Annotated in this window: 14 protein-coding genes; 5 read left to right on the top strand and 9 right to left on the bottom strand. The window is 62.3% G+C overall.

What is annotated here, in order from left to right; all coding sequences use genetic code 11:
- Window positions 1–151: 151 nt before the first annotated feature.
- From pstA to J3P85_RS00165, 4 genes are all read right to left on the bottom strand, one after another.
- Window positions 152–1,822: a phosphate ABC transporter permease PstA gene (pstA, locus tag J3P85_RS00180; RefSeq protein ID WP_434704482.1), complete on the bottom strand. Its 1,671-nt coding sequence runs from the start codon at window positions 1,820–1,822 to the stop codon at window positions 152–154.
- 15 nt (window positions 1,823–1,837) lie between these two features.
- Entirely contained in the window at window positions 1,838–3,871 is a 2,034-nt protein-coding gene (locus J3P85_RS00175; protein ID WP_434706445.1) for an ABC transporter permease subunit, read from the bottom strand.
- Window positions 3,872–4,276: 405 nt separating this feature from the next.
- Window positions 4,277–5,275, bottom strand: coding sequence for a phosphate ABC transporter substrate-binding protein PstS (locus J3P85_RS00170; RefSeq protein WP_434704481.1), 999 nt, complete (start codon window positions 5,273–5,275; stop codon window positions 4,277–4,279).
- A gap of 240 nt (window positions 5,276–5,515) precedes the next feature.
- Window positions 5,516–6,814, bottom strand: a complete 1,299-nt coding sequence (locus J3P85_RS00165) for an MFS transporter (protein ID WP_186708242.1) — start codon at window positions 6,812–6,814, stop codon at window positions 5,516–5,518.
- A gap of 375 nt (window positions 6,815–7,189) precedes the next feature.
- On the opposite strand from J3P85_RS00165, the gene J3P85_RS00160 reads away from it, so the two are divergent.
- Both J3P85_RS00160 and J3P85_RS00155 read left to right on the top strand, forming a co-directional pair.
- Complete coding sequence (locus J3P85_RS00160; RefSeq protein ID WP_003177184.1) at window positions 7,190–7,594, top strand: acyl-CoA thioesterase; 405 nt, start codon at window positions 7,190–7,192, stop codon at window positions 7,592–7,594.
- 57 nt (window positions 7,595–7,651) lie between these two features.
- Entirely contained in the window at window positions 7,652–8,551 is a 900-nt protein-coding gene (locus J3P85_RS00155) for a D-hexose-6-phosphate mutarotase (RefSeq protein WP_434704480.1), read from the top strand.
- 138 nt (window positions 8,552–8,689) lie between these two features.
- Here J3P85_RS00155 and J3P85_RS00150 read toward each other — a convergent pair whose 3' ends face one another.
- From J3P85_RS00150 to J3P85_RS00130, 5 genes are all read right to left on the bottom strand, one after another.
- A complete protein-coding gene (locus tag J3P85_RS00150; RefSeq protein ID WP_434704479.1) occupies window positions 8,690–9,226 on the bottom strand; it encodes a DUF3299 domain-containing protein in 537 nt (178 codons plus the stop codon).
- Window positions 9,227–9,315: 89 nt separating this feature from the next.
- On the bottom strand, window positions 9,316–9,561 hold the full coding sequence (locus tag J3P85_RS00145; RefSeq protein WP_003187057.1) for a GlsB/YeaQ/YmgE family stress response membrane protein: 246 nt from the start codon (window positions 9,559–9,561) through the stop codon (window positions 9,316–9,318).
- A gap of 102 nt (window positions 9,562–9,663) precedes the next feature.
- Entirely contained in the window at window positions 9,664–10,749 is a 1,086-nt protein-coding gene (locus tag J3P85_RS00140) for a 5-(carboxyamino)imidazole ribonucleotide synthase (RefSeq protein WP_186708248.1), read from the bottom strand.
- 12 nt (window positions 10,750–10,761) lie between these two features.
- Window positions 10,762–11,253, bottom strand: a complete 492-nt coding sequence (gene purE / locus J3P85_RS00135; protein WP_003196369.1) for a 5-(carboxyamino)imidazole ribonucleotide mutase — start codon at window positions 11,251–11,253, stop codon at window positions 10,762–10,764.
- A gap of 369 nt (window positions 11,254–11,622) precedes the next feature.
- A complete protein-coding gene (locus J3P85_RS00130) occupies window positions 11,623–12,540 on the bottom strand; it encodes a LysR substrate-binding domain-containing protein (protein WP_434704478.1) in 918 nt (305 codons plus the stop codon).
- 178 nt (window positions 12,541–12,718) lie between these two features.
- Here J3P85_RS00130 and aspA point away from each other — a divergent pair, with 178 nt between their 5' ends.
- From aspA to J3P85_RS00115, 3 genes are all read left to right on the top strand, one after another.
- Window positions 12,719–14,143 (top strand): aspartate ammonia-lyase, encoded by a 1,425-nt coding sequence (gene aspA / locus J3P85_RS00125; protein WP_186708252.1) that lies wholly within the window; start codon window positions 12,719–12,721, stop codon window positions 14,141–14,143.
- 488 nt (window positions 14,144–14,631) lie between these two features.
- A complete protein-coding gene (locus tag J3P85_RS00120) occupies window positions 14,632–16,083 on the top strand; it encodes an alanine/glycine:cation symporter family protein (protein WP_434704477.1) in 1,452 nt (483 codons plus the stop codon).
- A 132-nt stretch (window positions 16,084–16,215) separates the two neighbouring features.
- The gene (locus J3P85_RS00115) at window positions 16,216–17,220 is read left to right on the top strand and encodes an asparaginase (protein ID WP_434704476.1); all 1,005 of its coding nucleotides are present in this window, start codon (window positions 16,216–16,218) and stop codon (window positions 17,218–17,220) included.
- Window positions 17,221–17,424: the final 204 nt, after the last annotated feature.

Here is a 17,424-nt window from a genome sequence, read left to right as displayed (position 1 = left end):
AACAAATTCGGTTCGGAACGCCTTTTCTGGCGGCCCCATGAAATTCCAGTGAACGCCGATCAGTGTGGGAGCGAGCTTGCTCGCGATGGGGCCATCGAGGCCGCCAAAAGCTTCGCGAGCAAGCTCGCTCCCACAGGGTCCGCGCCGATCATCAACTATCCAGTGCTTTGTATTTTTCGCGCAGGTGGTTACGGATCCACACCGCCGACAGGTTGAGGGTGGCGATCACCAGCACCAGCAGCAGCGCCGTGGCGTAGACCAACGGCCGCGCTGCCTCGACGTTCGGGCTCTGGAAGCCGACGTCATAGATATGGAAGCCCAGGTGCATGATCTTCTGGTCCAGGTGCAGGTACGGGTAGTTACCGTCCAGCGGCAGCGACGGGGCCAGCTTCACCACGCCCACCAGCATCAACGGTGCCACTTCACCGGCGGCACGGGCCACGGCGAGGATCATCCCGGTCATCATCGCCGGGCTCGCCATCGGCAGGACGATTTTCCACAAGGTCTCGGCCTTGGTCGCGCCGAGGGCCAGGGAGCCTTCGCGCACGGTGCGCGGGATCCGCGCCAGGCCTTCTTCAGTGGCCACGATCACCACCGGCACCGCCAGCAGCGCCAGGGTCAGGGATGCCCAGAGCAGGCCCGGGGTGCCGAAGGTCGGCGCCGGCAAGGCTTCGGGGAAGAACAGACGGTCGACCGAACCACCCAGCACGTAGACGAAGAAACCCAGGCCGAACACACCGTAGACAATGGCTGGAACGCCGGCGAGGTTGTTCACCGCGATGCGGATCAAGCGGGTCATCGTGCCTTGGCGGGCATATTCACGCAGGTAGACCGCCGCCAGCACACCAAACGGCGTGACGATCATCGCCATGATCAGGGTCATCATCACGGTGCCGAAAATCGCCGGGAAGATGCCGCCTTCGGTGTTGGCTTCACGAGGGTCGTCGCTGAGGAATTCCCAGACCTTGCTGAAATAGAAACCCATCTTGGTGAACGTGCCCATGCCGTTTGGCTGGTAGGCGTGCACCACTTTGCCGATTTCGATTTCCACTTCTTTGCCGTTGGCATCACGGGCCGTCAGGCTGTCGCGGTTGAACTGCGCATGCAGGTCGGCCAGGCGCGCTTCGATGTCCTTGTAACGGGCGTTGAGTTCGGCGCGTTCGCTTTCCAGGTCGGCCTGGGCGGCGGCATCGAGCTTGCCGTCCAGTTCCAGTTTGCGCCCGTGCAGGCGGATACGCTCCAGGCCGGCGTTGATGGCGCCGATGTCGACTTTTTCCAGGGTCTTGAGCTCGGCGGCCAACTGGTTGACGCGCTGTACCCGAGCCTGCAGTTGCGGCCAGGCGGCCTCGCCTTCGGCGATGACCTTGCCGCCTTCCTTGACGTTGACCAGGTAGCCGTAGAAATTGCCCCACTCACGACGCTCGATGGCCATCAGTTCCGGCGGCGTCGTCTGGTTGCTCAGCCAATCGCCAACGATCCAGGTGAAGTCGGTGCCGTTCAGGTCGCGGTTGCCGACCTTGATCAGTTCGCGGGTCATGAACTCGGGGCCTTCGTCCGGCACCGGCAGGCCGGCGCTTTTCAGGCGCTCACGAGGCACTTCTTCTTTCTGTACGATTTCGCCGACCACCAGGTGCGCAGGCATGCCCGGTACGTTGTAGCTGGCGTGGATCAGGTCCGCCGGCCAGAAGTGGCCCAGGCCGCGCACGGCGATCACCGCCAGCAGGCCAATGGTCATGATGACCGCGATGGACACTGCGCCACCGCTGATCCAGACGCCGGGGGCGCCGCTCTTGAACCATCCTTTCAGGGAGTTCTGTTTCACAGACTTCTACCTTTCTTAAAGCGACGAATATTTCTTGCGCAGACGCTGACGGATCAGCTCGGCGAGGGTGTTCATGACGAAGGTGAACAACAGCAGCACCAGGGCCGACAGGAACAGCACGCGGTAATGGCTGCCGCCGACTTCGGATTCCGGCATCTCCACCGCCACGTTGGCCGCCAGGGTGCGCAGACCTTCGAACAGGTTCATTTCCATGACCGGCGTGTTACCGGTGGCCATCAACACGATCATGGTCTCGCCCACTGCACGGCCCATGCCGATCATCAGCGCCGAGAAAATGCCCGGGCTGGCGGTGAGGATCACCACGCGAGTCATGGTCTGCCATGGCGTGGCACCGAGGGCCAGGGAGCCCAGGGTCAGGCCACGCGGCACGCTGAACACGGCGTCTTCGGCGATGGAATAGATGTTCGGGATCACCGCGAAGCCCATCGCCAGGCCAACCACCAAGGCGTTGCGCTGGTCGTAGGTGATGCCCAAGTCATGGGAGATCCACATGCGCATGTCGCCACCGAAGAACCAGGTTTCCATGTACGGGCTCATGTACAGCGAGAGCCAGCCCACGAACAGGATCACCGGGATCAACAGGGCGCTTTCCCAACCGTCCGGCACTCGCAGGCGAATGGATTCCGGCAGGCGACTGAAGGTGAAACCGGCGACCAGGATGCCGATGGGCAGCAACATCAGCAGACTGAAGATGCCCGGCAGGTGCCCTTCGACGTACGGCGCCAGGAACAGGCCGGCGAAGAAACCGAGGATCACCGTCGGCATCGCTTCCATCAGCTCGATCACCGGCTTGACCTTGCGCCGCATGCCCGGGGCCATGAAGTAGGCGGTGTAGATCGCCGCGGCCACCGCCAGCGGCGCGGCCAGGAGCATCGCGTAGAACGCCGCTTTCAGGGTACCGAAGGTCAGCGGTGAAAGGCTCAGCTTGGGTTCGAAGTCGGTGTTGGCGGCGGTCGATTGCCAGACGTATTTAGGTTCGTCGTAGTTTTCGTACCAGACCTTGCTCCACAACGCGCTCCAGGACACTTCCGGGTGCGGGTTGTCCAGCGTCAACGGTTGCAGCTTGCCGCCTTGCTCGACGATCAGGCGGTTGGCCCGTGGCGACAGGCCGAACAAGCCTTGGCCGTCGACCACTTGGTCCACCAGCAGGGTGCGGTGGGCGGTGCTGTGGAACACGCCCAGCTTGCCGGCGGTGTCGAGTGCCACGAAACCTTTGCGACGTTCTTCGGCGCTGATCTCAATGATGGGCGCGCTGCCCATCTGGAAGGTACGAATCTGTTTGAAGCGCAGCTCGCCGTCCGGGTCGCGGGCCATGAACCACTGGGCCAGGCCGCCCTTGGAGTCGCCGATGATCAGCGAGATCCCGCCGACCAACTGGGCGGCGGCGGTGACTTGGGCCTCGCCGTTCTCCAGCAGTTTATAGCGACCGTTGAGGCTCTTGTCCCGCAGGCTGAACACATCGGCCTGGGCGCGACCGTTGACCACGTACAACCATTGCTGGCGCGGGTCGACGAAGATGTTCTTCACTGGCTCGGTCATCTGCGGCAGATCGATACGCGTCTGCTCGCTGGTGACTTCACCGGTCATCATGTTTTCTTCGCTGGTGAGCGACAGTACATACAGCTGGGCGCCGCTGGAGCCGGCCAGCAACAGGGTCGAATCGGTGGCGTTGAGGCTGACGTGCTCCAAAGGCGCGCCCTGCTCGTTCAACGCTATCGGCGCCTCGCCGTAAGGGTATTCGATGGCGGGCGAAATGGTTTTCTTGCCGTCGGGATAGCTGACTTTATAGGTGTGGCGGAACACCAGGGCCTGGCCGTTGGACAGGCCGATCGCCACCAGCGGGCTGCCGGGCTGGTCTTCCGCGATGGAGACTACAGTGGCACCGGCAGGAACCGGCAGGTCGACACGGCGCAGTTCGGCGCCGCTGTCGAGTTCGTAGAACAGTGCCTGGCCCTTGTCGGAAACGCGCATGGCCACCTGGTTCTGTTCTTCGATGGCGATCATCAGCGGTTTGCCGGCGTCTTGCATCCAGGCCGGGGTGATCGAATCCTTGGCAGTCAGGTCCGCGCCCTGGAACAGGGGCAGCACCACGTAGGCCAGGAAAAAGAAAATGAGCGTAATGGCTGCCAGGACGGCGAGACCGCCGACCAGCACGTACCAGCGGGTCAGGCGATCCTTGAGCGCGCGGATGCGGCGCTTGCGTTGCAGCTCAGGCGTATTGAAGTCAATGCGCTTGGGAGGGGAAGTCGTAGTCATTGTGGAGTTGGCCAGATCATTCATGCGCACACCCTAGCGATCCTGTATGACAGAAAGATGACAGTGAAGTGACGCAACAAATCCGCCGCCAGCTAGAAGCGGCAGCGGACAGAAAATTTGGCTGTGGGAGTGGCATCCACTCCCACAGCAGCCCGGGCGTTGGCCCGGGCTCAGGTGTTACTGCTTGGCGACATTGCTGCCTTCTTGCAGACCCAGGTCAGCCAGTGCCTTGGCGGCGACTTTGGCAGGTACCGGGATGTAACCGTCCTTGACTACGACTTCCTGGCCTTGCTTGGACAGGATCAGCTTCACGAACTCGGCTTCCAGCGGGGCCAGAGGCTTGTTCGGCGCCTTGTTGACGTACACGTAGAGGAAACGCGACAGCGGGTACTTGCCGTTCAGGGCGTTTTCTTCGGTGTCCTCGACGAACTCGCCGCCTTCTTTCTTGGCCAGGGCAACGGTTTTCACGCTGGCGGTCTTGTAGCCGATACCCGAGTAGCCGATGCCGTTAAGCGAGCTGCTGATCGACTGCACGACCGAAGCCGAACCTGGCTGTTCGTTGACGTTTGGCTTGTAGTCGCCTTTGCACAAGGCTTCTTCCTTGAAGTAGCCGTAGGTGCCGGATACCGAGTTACGACCGAACAGCTGGACCGGCTTGTTGGCCAGGTCGCCGGTCACGCCCAGGTCGCCCCAGGTCTTGACGTCAGCCTTGGCGCCACACAGGCGAGTCGAGGAGAAGATCGCATCGACCTGAGCCATGGTCAGGTGCTTGATCGGGTTGTCCTTGTGCACGAATACGGCCAGGGCGTCCACGGCTACCGGGATAGCGGTTGGCTTGTAGCCGTATTTGGTTTCGAAGGCCTGCAGCTCGTTGTCCTTCATCTTGCGGCTCATCGGGCCCAGGTTGGCGGTGCCTTCGGTGAGTGCGGGCGGCGCGGTGGAGGAACCGGCGGCCTGAATCTGGATGTTTACGTTCGGGTATTCTTTCTTGTAGTTCTCGGCCCACAAGGTCATCAGGTTGGCCAGGGTATCGGAGCCGACGCTGGAGAGGTTGCCCGATACACCAGTGGTCTTGGTGTAGCTCGGGATCGCAGGGTCAACAGCGGCAACTGCGTTGGCAGTCGCAACGCCAGCAGCGACAAACGTCATTGCCGCCATCAAACGCTTCAGTTTCATGCCTTACTCCTAGCAGATAGGGTGTGTTAAGTCGGCAAAGTATCGGTAAGCCGTATGAACACTCTATGGCTGAAATATGACAATTGGATGAAAGGCCAGCATTGAGTTTTGCAGGATGATTCAGGGTGCTTCCCATCGCGAGCAAGCTCGCTCCCACAAAGGATTTGCAGTGAACACAAAATCCTTGTGGGAGCGAGCTTGCTCGCGATGAGGCCAGTACAGTCAGTGAAAGACCAGGACCTAGCGCCCCTGCTTCCAGAGATACCCGCCCACCACAATCCCGATCCCACAGATGGCCGCCACATAATATGCCGGCCCCATCGAGCTCTCTTTCAGCAACAGGGTCACGATCATCGGCGTCAACCCGCCAAAAATCGCGTAGGCCAAGTTGTAGGAAAACGACAGGCCGCTGAAGCGCACCACGGCCGGGAAGGCGTTGACCATGACATAAGGCACCGCGCCGATGGTGCCTACCAGCAAGCCACTCAGGGCATACAGCGGGAACAGCCACTCGGGATGGTCGAACAGGCAGTGGTAGAACGTCCAGAAGGTGATCAACAGCAAACCACTGCCGAAGACAAACACCCGGCCGGCACCAAAACGGTCGGCCAGCACACCCGCACCGATGCAACCCAAGCTCAGGAACACGATCGCCAGGCTGTTGGCCTGCAACGCGACGGTCGGGCTGAAGTGGTACACCGTCTGCAGTACGGTCGGTGTCATCAGGATGACCACGATGACGCCGGCCGACAGCAGCCAGGTCAGCAGCATGGAAATGGCGATGGCGCCGCGATGATCACGCAGCACGGCCCGCAGCGGCACTTCCTCGGCCAGGGCCTTGCGCAGTTGCAGTTCGGCGAATACCGGGGTTTCGTGCAGCCAGCGGCGCAGGTACACCGAAAACAGCCCGAACACGCCACCCAGCAGGAACGGGATCCGCCAGGCGTAATCGGCCACTTCCACCGGTGTATAAATGCTGTTGATCGCCGTTGCCACCAGCGACCCCAACAGGATCCCCGCCGTCAGGCCGCAGGTCAGCGTGCCGCAGGCATAGCCGATGTGGCGCGCCGGAACGTGTTCGGAAACGAAGACCCAGGCGCCCGGCACCTCCCCGCCGATGGCCGCGCCTTGGATCACCCGCATCAGCAACAACAGGATCGGTGCCCACATGCCGATCTGTGCATAAGTCGGCAACAGCCCCATGATCAGGGTCGGAACGGCCATCATGAAAATGCTCAGGGTGAACATTTTCTTGCGCCCCAGCAGGTCGCCGAAGTGGGCCATGATGATCCCGCCCAGCGGCCGGGCCAGGTAACCGGCGGCAAAAATGCCGAACGTCTGCATCAGGCGCAGCCACTCGGGCATTTCGGCCGGGAAAAACAATTTGCCGACGACGGTGGCAAAGAACACGAAAATGATGAAATCGTAGAACTCCAGCGCACCGCCCAGGGCTGAAAGCGACAGGGTCTTGTAATCGTTGCGGGTCAGCGGACGTGCCGGTTGTGCGGGCGTCGCCGTGCTCGAAGGCGCAGTGGTCATGGCAAGGGCTTCTCTTATAGTCGGTTCTGCAACCCTGGCAACTCGGGTTGGGGCCTGGGCAGGTTCGGCACGATAGCAAATTGTTCGAAAAAGCACATAGAGGCGCGTATTTGACAGTCGAAATCAGAACCGAGTGGTCGTCTCGACGTCTATCGCCCGATATACTCGCAACCTTGCAGTACTCTGTAAGGGGTTGCTGTGCGAAAACGTCGTTGGTGATGTAGTACAAGATCAGCCGGTTTCGCAGAGTTTCCCTTTGGCACGCCTTTACGAAAAACGTGACGAACGCAGTATGTTCGGGCTGAATCGTTTTTTACGAAGACGGCTATTCACCTGAAGTACCAGACAGCGTTACGGGTCAGAGGCACCCCCGGCATGATAGAGCTCGAACAAGAAGATCCCATCCCGCAAGGCGACCTGGCCCTGCAAATCACCGCGCTCCCACGGGAGACCAACGGCTTCGGCGATATTTTCGGCGGCTGGCTGGTGTCCCAGATGGACTTGGCCGGCACCGCCATGGCCAGCAAAGTGGCCGGCGGACGCGTGGCCACCGTGGCGATCGATCGCATGGCGTTCCTGGTGCCGGTGGCGGTGGGCGCGCAGTTGTCTTTCTATACCCAGGCGCTGGAAATCGGCCGCAGCTCGATCCAGATGATGGTCGAGGTCTGGAGCGACGACCCGCTGTCCAGTGAATGGCGCAAGGTGACCGAGGCGGTATTCGTCTTCGTCGCCATCGACGGCAGCGGTCGTACCCGCTCGGTTCCGCCGCGCGCCCGTTAAACACGGCGACCGTTTTGCGGTCCATTGCAGTCCCTGTCACCGAACGAGATTTGCAACATGCCTACGCCCAACGTCGACGCGGTCAAACTGGATGAACTGAACGCCTGGCGCATCCGCCACGGTCAGGCCGAGTTGCTGGTGGCCCAGCAAGGCGCGCACATCCTCAGTTATCAAGTGGACGGCCAGCCGCCACTGATCTGGCTCAACGACCAGGCCACATTCAAGGCCGGCAAGAGCATCCGCGCGGGCGTGCCGGTGTGCTGGCCGTGGTTCGGCAACCTGACGCGCAACCCCGACAGCGTGCAGGCCATGCGCGTGAGCAATGACCCAGCCACCGCCCACGGCCTGGTGCGGGCAATGGATTGGGAATTGAAGGGCATCGAGGCCGAAGGCGAAAGCCTGAAAATCGAATTCGTGCTGCCTTATCCCGAAAACGGCCTTGCGGGATGGCCTCATCAGGTCGACCTGACGCTGGCCATCGTGATGGACGCGCAACTGCACATCCGCCTCACCAGCCATAACCGTGGCAGCGAAACCGTCAGCCTCAGCCAGGCGCTGCACAGCTACTTCGCCGTGAGCGACGTGCGCAACGTGCAGGTCGAAGGCGTCGATGGCTTGAACTACATCGAGACCCTCGACGACTGGAACACCCACACCCAGGCCGGCGACCTGCATTTCACCGGCGAGACCGACCGTATCTACCTCGACACCCCGCCGACGCTGAGCATCGTTGATCCGCAGTGGCAACGACGGATCGAGCTGACCAGCAGCGGTTCGCGCTCGGCGGTGATCTGGAACCCCTGGACCGAACGCGCCAAGGCCTTCAGCGACATGGCCGACGATGGCTGGCAGCGCATGCTGTGCATCGAGACGGCGAATGTGATGGAGGATGTGGTGACGTTGTTGCCGGACGCCAGCCATACCCTGGGTGTGAGCATCCAGAGCAAACCGCTCTAAGTCGCACTGAAAATGCCCATGTGGGAGCGAGCTTGCTCGCGATAGCGGACCGACAGTCACCCTCAGCGTCGACTGACACACCGCCATCGCGAGCAAGCTCGCTCCCACATTGTGTTTTGTGTAGGGTCAATGGGCTGGTTACAAATCCGCCTCCTGCACCACCCTCACCTTCTCCGCCTCCAACGCATACGCCGCGCTCGCCAGATCGTTGTCGACCTTTTCGATCTTCAGCGTGCCCGTCACCCAGAGCGGCGTGTAGATGTCATCCAGCTTCAGGCCCTTGGGGTAACGCACCAGCACCAGTTGGTTAGGCGGCGGTGGCGGGACGTGGATGCAGGCGCCGGGGTAGGGCACCAGGAAGAACAGCGTGCTGTGGCCCTTGGCGTCAGTTTCCAGCGGCACCGGGTAACCACCGATGCGGATGTGCTTGTCGTTCATCGACGCCACGGTCTTGGTCGAATACATCACCGCCGGCAGGCCCTTGCTTTGCTTCAAGCCGCCTTTTTCGGTGAAGGTGCCGTTGGCTTCCGGGGAGTTGTGGTCGATCTCGGGCATGGCCTCGAGGGCTTTCTGGTCCGACTTGGGCATCAGCTCGAGCCAGTCGGTTTCCGGCAGCTCGGCGGCATGGGCCAGGCCACTGCCCAGCAGAAGAAGGGTCAACACTAGACGGCGCATGAAAGGGCTCGGCAATGAATGAAAAGTGAAACGCCGAGCATTCTAGCCCCCTCAGCTCACGACGCAGAGGGGGCCTTGATGCATTTGGATCAGTTTCTTTTGATCAGGCCGTAGATCACCAGCAGCACGATCGCGCCCACCAGGGCCCCGATGAAACCCGCGCCTTGGCCGGCCTGGTAGATGCCCAGGGCCTGGCCGCCGTAAGTGGCTGCCAACGAACCGCCGATACCGAGCAGGATAGTCATGATCCAGCCCATGCTGTCATCGCCCGGTTTCAGGAAGCGTGCCAGCAGGCCAACGATCAAGCCGATAAAAATGGTTCCGATGATTCCCATGGCATTCCCCTCTCATTGAGTGGCTAAGCCAAAGCCCGATCAGGTTTTGGCACTTAGCCATGAGAGAGGTTAGCCGACGAATGGTTCCAACGGTATGACAGATTATTGCTCGGCGATCAGCGTCTCGACCTTGATGATCTGCTGGGCCAGCGTGGCCCGATCAGCGCAGCGCAGGTTGGCGTGGCCGACCTTGCGCCCGACCTTGAACGCCTTGCCATAGTGATGCAGATGGCAGTCGGCGATCGACAGGACTTTCTCGGTGTCCGGCACCTTGCCGATAAAGTTGAGCATCGCGCTTTCGCCGATCTTGGCGGTCGACCCCAGCGGCAGCCCGGCCACCGCCCGCAGGTGGTTTTCGAACTGGCTGCACTCGGCGCCTTCGGTGGTCCAGTGCCCGGAGTTGTGGACCCGCGGTGCGATTTCGTTGGCCTTGAGGCCGCCGTCCACTTCAAAGAACTCGAACGCCATCACGCCGACATAGTCGAGCTGCTTGAGCACCCGGCTGGAATAGTCTTCGGCCAAGGCCTGCAACGGGTGATCGGTGCTGGCGACGGACAGCTTGAGGATGCCGTCCTTGTGGGTGTTGTGCACCAGCGGGTAGAAGCGGATTTCACCGTCGCGGGCACGCACGGCGATCAGCGAGACTTCCCCAGTGAACGGCACGAAGCCTTCCAGCAGGCAGGCCACGCTGCCGAGCTCGGCGAACGTACCGGCCACGTCTTCAGGCTTGCGCAGGACTTTCTGGCCCTTGCCGTCATAACCCAGGGTGCGGGTCTTGAGCACGGCGGGCAGGCCGATGGCCGCGACGGCGGCGTCCAGGTCGGCCTGGGACTGAATGTCGGCGAAGGCCGGCGTCGGGATGCCCAGGTCCTTGAACATGTTCTTTTCGAACCAGCGGTCACGGGCGATCCGCAAGGCTTCGGCGCTCGGGTAGACCGGGACGAACTGGGACAGGAAGGCCACGGTTTCGGCCGGGACGCTTTCGAACTCGAAGGTCACCAGGTCGACTTCATCGGCCAACTGGCGCAGGTGGTCCTGGTCACCGTAGTCGGCCCGCAGGTGTTCACCCAGCGCCGCGGCACAGGCGTCCGGCGCCGGGTCCAGGAAAGCGAAGTTCATCCCCAGCGGCGTACCTGCCAGGGCCAACATGCGACCCAACTGGCCGCCACCGATTACACCGATCTTCATTCGTCAACAACCTCAGGCAATGCGTGGGTCTGGATTGTCCAGGACGCTGTCTGTCTGCTCAGCGCGGAATTTTTTCAGCACGGTATGAAATTGTGGATGCTTGGCGCCCAGGATGCTCGCCGACAGCAGGGCCGCATTGATCGCGCCGGCCTTGCCGATGGCCAGGGTCGCGACCGGAATACCGGCCGGCATCTGCACGATCGACAACAACGAATCAACGCCCGAAAGCATCGACGACTGGACCGGCACGCCCAGCACCGGCAGGTGGGTCTTGGCCGCGCACATGCCCGGCAGGTGGGCCGCGCCACCGGCACCGGCGATGATCACCTCGATGCCACGCGCTTCGGCCTCTTCGGCGTACTGGAACAGCAGGTCCGGGGTACGGTGGGCAGAGACCACTTTCACCTCGTAAGGGATGCCGAGCTTTTCCAGCATATCGGCGGTGTGGCTAAGGGTGGACCAATCGGACTTGGAGCCCATGATCACGCCAACCAGTGCACTCATCGTCGTGCCTCTTCTCTCTGGGCGCCCGCAGGCGCGTCAAAAAACAACAAGCCACGCAGGAAACCGGCGTGGCTTGTTGTACGAATGATGGCCGGGCGAACCGACCGAAGGCCGGGCAGTATACCGAAAATGGTGCGTTAAACGCACTTTCGCCGACCATCTGTCATTTGCGCTGAAGCGGCGGTTTTATTGACTCGCAGGTCAGCGTCGGAACACCACAAATCCCCAGTGGGGGCGAGCTTGCTCGCGATAGCGCCAGGTCAGCCAATGCCGTTGTGAATGCCAGGCCCTCATCGCGAGCAAGCTCGCTCCCACAATGGCCCTGTGATCATTCTGATGTCCGTCACCTCCACAGGGTTTGCGTTGGTTTCAGGATCCGACAGCACCCTGCGCCACACCGCCTTCAAGCTTGCGCCACAACAACCGCACATTGGCCTTGCGCACCAGGGCGCAGCGGTACAGGCGGATCTCCAGCGGGACATGCCATTGCGCCCCGCCGCAGATCACAAGTTCGCCCCGGGCCAGTTCGGCACGTACGCTCAGGTGCGGTACCCAGGCGATGCCCAGGCCTTCCAGGGCCATGCTTTTCAGGCTGTCGGCCATGGCCGTCTCGTAGATCGTGGTGAAGCGCAGCGCCCGCTGGCGCAGCAACTGGTTGACCGAACGCCCGAGGAACGCCCCGGCGCTGTAGGCCAGCAACGGCACGCTGGCCTCGCCTTCAAGGTCGAACAGCGGGTTGCCGTTGGCATCGGCGGCGCACACCGGGAGCATTTCGGTCTGGCCCAGGTGTAGCGACGGGAAGATTTCCGGGTCCATCTGCATGGCCGAATCCGGGTCGTAGAAGGCCAGCATCAAATCGCAGCCGCCCTCCCGCAAGGCGTGGACCGCATCGCCGACGTTGGTCGCCACCAGGCGCGTGGCGATGTTCATCCCTTCGTTGCGCAGTTGCGCGATCCAGCGCGGGAAGAAGCCCAGCGCCAGGGAATGGGCGGCAGCCACCTGGATGACTTCGCCCTGCCCGCCTTCCAAGTGATGCAAATGGCGCAGCACTTCGCCCAGTTGCTCCACCACCGTACGCGCCGTCACCAGGAACAACTGCCCCGCCGCCGTCAGCTCGACCGGCGTACGTGAACGGTTGACCAGGGTCAGCCCCAGCGCCGCCTCAAGGCTGCGGATTCGTCGGCTGAACGCCGGCTGCGTCACGAAACGCCGCTCCGCCGCCTGGGAAAAACTGCGAGTAGCGGCCAGGGCACTGAAGTCCTCAAGCCATTTGCTTTCAAGATTCATCACGCCTCCCTACACGCACCAAAACAGGTCACACGTTCGCCGCATCGTCGGCGTCACACCGGCATTATGCCGAATATGCATAGGCCAGTGTTTAACAGCATTGGCCCTATTTTTCCCCAGAGCCTAGGATCCACAGCGTTCCGGCACAGACCGGGTCCTTATCGAGATGATTTCCGTCATGTCCTCCGCTGCATCATTCCGCACAGAAAAAGACCTGCTTGGCGTACTCGAAGTACCGGCGCAAGCGTATTACGGCATCCAGACCCTACGAGCGGTAAACAACTTCCGTCTCTCCGGCGTCCCGATCTCGCATTACCCGAAGCTGGTGGTCGGTCTGGCAATGGTCAAACAGGCCGCCGCTGACGCCAACCGCGAACTCGGCCAGCTCAGCGAAGCCAAGCACGCTGCCATCAGTGAAGCCTGTGCACGTTTGATCCGCGGCGATTTCCACGAAGAATTCGTGGTGGACATGATCCAGGGCGGCGCCGGCACGTCGACCAACATGAATGCCAACGAAGTCATTGCCAACATCGCACTGGAGGCCATGGGCCACCAGAAAGGCGAGTACCAGTACCTGCACCCCAACAACGACGTGAACATGGCGCAGTCCACCAACGACGCCTACCCGACCGCGATCCGCCTGGGTCTGCTGCTGGGTCACGACGCGTTGCTGGCCAGCCTCGACAGCCTGATCCAGGCGTTCGCGGCCAAGGGTGAAGAATTCAGCCACGTCCTGAAAATGGGCCGCACCCAGCTGCAGGACGCCGTACCGATGACCCTCGGCCAGGAATTCCGCGCCTTCGCCACCACCCTGAGCGAAGACCTGGCGCGCCTGAAAACCCTGGCGCCTGAACTGCTCACCGAAGTGAACCTGGGCGGCACCGCCATCGGCACCGGCATCAACGCCGACCCGCGCTACCAGGCCTTGGCCGTACAGCGCCTGGCAACCATCAGCGGCCAGCCGCTGGTCCCGGCCGCCGACCTGATCGAAGCCACCTCCGACATGGGCGCCTTCGTGCTGTTCTCCGGCATGCTCAAGCGCACCGCGGTCAAGCTGTCGAAGATCTGCAACGACCTGCGCCTGCTGTCCAGCGGCCCACGCACCGGCATCAACGAAATCAACCTGCCGGCCCGCCAGCCAGGCAGCTCGATCATGCCCGGCAAGGTCAACCCGGTGATCCCGGAAGCGGTCAACCAGGTGGCGTTCCAGATCATCGGCAACGACCTGGCCCTGACCATCGCGGCCGAAGGCGGCCAACTACAACTGAACGTGATGGAACCGCTGATCGCCTTCAAGATCTTCGACTCGATCCGCCTGCTGCAACGGGCCATGGACATGCTGCGCGAGCACTGCATCGTCGGCATCACCGCCAACGAAGCGCGCTGCCGCGAACTGGTCGAGCACTCGATCGGCCTGGTCACCGCCCTGAACCCGTACATCGGCTATGAAAACGCCACCCGTATCGCCCGCATCGCCCTGGAAAGTGGCCGCGGCGTACTGGAACTGGTGCGCGAAGAAGGCTTGCTCGACGACGCCATGCTCGACGACATCCTGCGCCCGGAAAACATGATTGCTCCGCGTCTGGTCCCGCTCAAAGCGTGATCGACACGGCCACCGCTCACCAGGTCGAGGGACTAGACACCTCTCACCTTTTGAGGGCTTGGGGATCTTCCCCAAGCCCTTTTTTTAATTGATAGCCGCCAAGGATGACTGAATCTGTGGGAAGGAACCTGCTCGCGATAAACAACGACGCGCTGCCCGTTGTAAACCGCGTCGCCAGCCAACGCGAGCAGGCTCGTCCCCACAAGAACCTGACCGGAAGGCCAGGTGTTTCAAAGGGTCCGCTTCGTCGGACGCACCACAACTGTGCAGACGGGCACCGCACTGATAGGTATAGTGCCGCCCCTCTTCGCATGAGCGGTCGTCCGCAACGAGACCTTTAAACATGCGAAAACCGAACTAATAACAAACCCGCGAAAATGGACCGGGACGAAACTCCGCCTCACCTGTCAGGCCGCGCGCCGACCGATGTAACGCGATGTTTCCAAATGGCCAGCATTTGCTTAAACAAAAAACAGCGAGGAATACTCATGCTCGAAGTCATCAACGACTTCCTATCAGGGAAAGTGCTGATCGTGCTCATTGTCGGGCTCGGTGGCTACTTCACGATCCGCTCGCGTTTCGTCCAGTTCCGTCACTTCTTCCACATGTTCACGGTGTTCCGTGACAGCCTGAAAAGCAGCACTGACCAGCTCAGTTCCTTCCAGGCCCTGATGCTCAGCCTGGCCGGCCGTGTCGGCGCGGGCAACATCGCCGGTGTCGGCATCGCCGTGACCCTTGGTGGTCCTGGTGCGGTGTTCTGGATGTGGGTGACCGCGCTGGTCGGCATGTCCAGCAGCTTCTTCGAATGCTCCCTCGGCCAGCTCTACAAGCGCTGCGACTCCGAAGGCCAGTACCGTGGCGGCCCGTCCTATTACATCCAGCACGGCCTGCAGAAACGCTGGCTGGGCATGATCATGGCATTCCTGCTGTTGGTGACCTTCGGCTTCGCCTTCAACGGCCTGCAAGCCCACGCGGTCACCCACTCCCTGAACAACGCCTTCGGCTTTGACACCACCTACACGGGCCTGGGCCTGGCGGTGCTGCTGGGCCTGGTGTTCATCGGTGGGATCAAGCGTATCGCCAAGGTTGCCGACCTGCTGGTTCCGGTCAAGACCCTGGCGTACATCGGCGTGACCCTCTACGTGATCGTGCTGCAGTTCGAACATGTACCGGACATGCTGGCGACCATCGTCAGAAGCGCCTTCGGTCTGGACCAGGCCTTCGGCGGCCTGATCGGCAGCGCCATCGTCATGGGCGTCAAGCGTGGCGTGTTCGCCAACGAAGCCGGCCTGGGCAGTGCGCCTAACGTTGCCGCCGTCGCATCGGTCGAGCACCCGGTCGCCCAGGGCGTGGTCCAGGCGTTCAGCGTGTTCCTGGACACCTTCGTGATCTGCACCTGCACCGCGCTGCTGATCCTGCTGTCGGGCTTCTACACCCCAGGTTTCGAAGGCGACGGCATTGCCCTGACCCAGAACTCCCTGGCGGCGGTCGTGGGTGACTGGGGCCGGATATTCATCTCCGTGGCCCTGTCGTTGTTCGTGTTCACCTCGATCCTCTACAACTACTACTTGGGCGAGAACAACCTGCGCTTCATGATCGGTGACAATCGCAAGGTCCTGATGGGCTACCGCGCCCTGGTCCTGGCCCTGATTTTCTGGGGCGCCATCGAAAACCTCGGCACCGTGTTCGCCTTCGCCGACATCACCATGACCCTGCTGGCGTTCGTGAACCTGATCGCGCTGTTCCTGCTGTTCAAGGTCGGCATGCGCATCCTGCGTGACTACGATGACCAGCGTGCGGCCGGCATCAAGGTCCCTGTGTTCGACTCCAGCAAGTTCCCGGACCTGGACCTGGACCGCAACGCATGGCCAGCCACCCCGTCGGCACCGGTTGCCAAACCTGACGCCGCGACTGCCGGCGTGGCCGCAGCGCAACGCTGAGCCGCAGGCTGATGGTAAAAAACCGGGCGCATCCCCTGCGCCCGGCGTGACACAGCGTAAGGTCGGCGTCATGCTCGGCCTTATGTTGTGGCGGCTGACCCAAGCCGCCGTTTTCGTCCTCGGAGAACAACCATGAATTCCTTGACCTACCCTGCCGCCCAGCACGTCATGATGCTCTACACCGGCGGCACCATCGGCATGCAGGCCAGCGCCCACGGCCTGGCCCCGGCATCCGGTTTCGAAGCGCGGATGCGCGATTACCTGCACAGCCAGCCCGAACTCGTCATACCGCAATGGCGCTTCCGCGAGATGTCGCCGCTGATCGACAGCGCCAACATGACCCCGGCCTATTGGCAGCAACTGCGCGAAGCGGTGGTCGACGCCGTGGATGTGCAGGGCTGCGACAGCGTGTTGATCCTGCATGGCACCGACACCCTGGCCTATAGCGCGGCGGCGATGAGCTTCCAGCTGCTGGGCCTGCATGCGCGGGTCTGCTTCACCGGCTCGATGCTGCCCGCCGGCGTGACCGACAGCGACGCCTGGGAAAACCTCAGCGGTGCCCTGGTCGCCCTCGGCCAGGGCCTGGCGCCGGGCGTGCACCTGTACTTCCACGGTGAGCTGCTGGCGCCGACCCGTTGCGCGAAAGTGCGCAGCTTCGGTCGCCACCCATTCAAGCGCCTGGAACGCCAGGGCGGCGGCACCCCGGCGCCGGCCCTGCCGGCGCAGTTGAATTACAACCAGCCCAGGCAATTGGCGAACATCGCGGCGCTGCCGCTGTTTCCCGGCATCAGCGCCCAGGTGCTCGATGGCCTGCTGGGCAGCGGCATCCAGGGCCTGGTGCTGGAGTGCTACGGCAGCGGCACCGGGCCGAGCGACAACCCGGCCTTCCTCGCCAGCCTCGAGCGAGCGCGGGACAGCGGCGTGGTGGTGGTGGCGGTGACCCAATGCCATGAAGGTGGCGTTGAGCTGGACGTGTACGAAGCCGGCAGTCGCTTGCGCGGTGTCGGCGTACTGTCCGGTGGCGGCATGACCCGCGAGGCCGCGTTCGGCAAGTTGCAGGCGCTGATTGGCGCGGGCCTGCCGGTGGAAGAGGTTCGGCGGCTGGTGGAGCTGGACCTGTGCGGCGAGCTGAGCTGATCTGAACCTGCATCAACTTGTGGTGAGGGACTTTTGTGGCGAGGGAGCTTGCTCCCGCTCGGTCGCGCAGCGGCCGCAAGATTTTGGGGGCCGCTTCGCCCGAAGCGTCGGACCGGCCCAGCGGGAGCAAGCTCCCTCGCCACAAAAGCGACGTCATGCCAAAGTACCCGGCATATAACTTGCTCCGTCTCCAGCCTACCCCAG

Origin of the sequence: Pseudomonas sp. Z1-12 (genome assembly GCF_051132015.1) — a bacterium.
In the GTDB taxonomy this organism is placed as follows: domain Bacteria; phylum Pseudomonadota; class Gammaproteobacteria; order Pseudomonadales; family Pseudomonadaceae; genus Aquipseudomonas; species Aquipseudomonas zanjanensis.
This window is presented reverse-complemented; position numbering and strand designations above follow the sequence as displayed.

What these genes read in the sequence shown, in the direction of transcription:
- J3P85_RS00115 (WP_434704476.1), top strand. Translation starts at nt 16,216, where the DNA reads ATGAATTCCTTGACCTACCCTGCCGCCCAGCACGTCATGATGCTCTAC.
- J3P85_RS00175 (WP_434706445.1), bottom strand. Translation starts at nt 3,871, where the DNA reads ATGCAAGACGCCGGCAAACCGCTGATGATCGCCATCGAAGAACAGAAC.
- J3P85_RS00130 (WP_434704478.1), bottom strand. Translation starts at nt 12,540, where the DNA reads ATGAATCTTGAAAGCAAATGGCTTGAGGACTTCAGTGCCCTGGCCGCT.
- J3P85_RS00150 (WP_434704479.1), bottom strand. Translation starts at nt 9,226, where the DNA reads ATGCGCCGTCTAGTGTTGACCCTTCTTCTGCTGGGCAGTGGCCTGGCC.
- J3P85_RS00120 (WP_434704477.1), top strand. Translation starts at nt 14,632, where the DNA reads ATGCTCGAAGTCATCAACGACTTCCTATCAGGGAAAGTGCTGATCGTG.
- aspA (WP_186708252.1), top strand. Translation starts at nt 12,719, where the DNA reads ATGTCCTCCGCTGCATCATTCCGCACAGAAAAAGACCTGCTTGGCGTA.
- J3P85_RS00140 (WP_186708248.1), bottom strand. Translation starts at nt 10,749, where the DNA reads ATGAAGATCGGTGTAATCGGTGGCGGCCAGTTGGGTCGCATGTTGGCC.
- J3P85_RS00145 (WP_003187057.1), bottom strand. Translation starts at nt 9,561, where the DNA reads ATGGGAATCATCGGAACCATTTTTATCGGCTTGATCGTTGGCCTGCTG.
- J3P85_RS00160 (WP_003177184.1), top strand. Translation starts at nt 7,190, where the DNA reads ATGATAGAGCTCGAACAAGAAGATCCCATCCCGCAAGGCGACCTGGCC.
- purE (WP_003196369.1), bottom strand. Translation starts at nt 11,253, where the DNA reads ATGAGTGCACTGGTTGGCGTGATCATGGGCTCCAAGTCCGATTGGTCC.
- J3P85_RS00165 (WP_186708242.1), bottom strand. Translation starts at nt 6,814, where the DNA reads ATGACCACTGCGCCTTCGAGCACGGCGACGCCCGCACAACCGGCACGT.
- J3P85_RS00170 (WP_434704481.1), bottom strand. Translation starts at nt 5,275, where the DNA reads ATGAAACTGAAGCGTTTGATGGCGGCAATGACGTTTGTCGCTGCTGGC.
- J3P85_RS00155 (WP_434704480.1), top strand. Translation starts at nt 7,652, where the DNA reads ATGCCTACGCCCAACGTCGACGCGGTCAAACTGGATGAACTGAACGCC.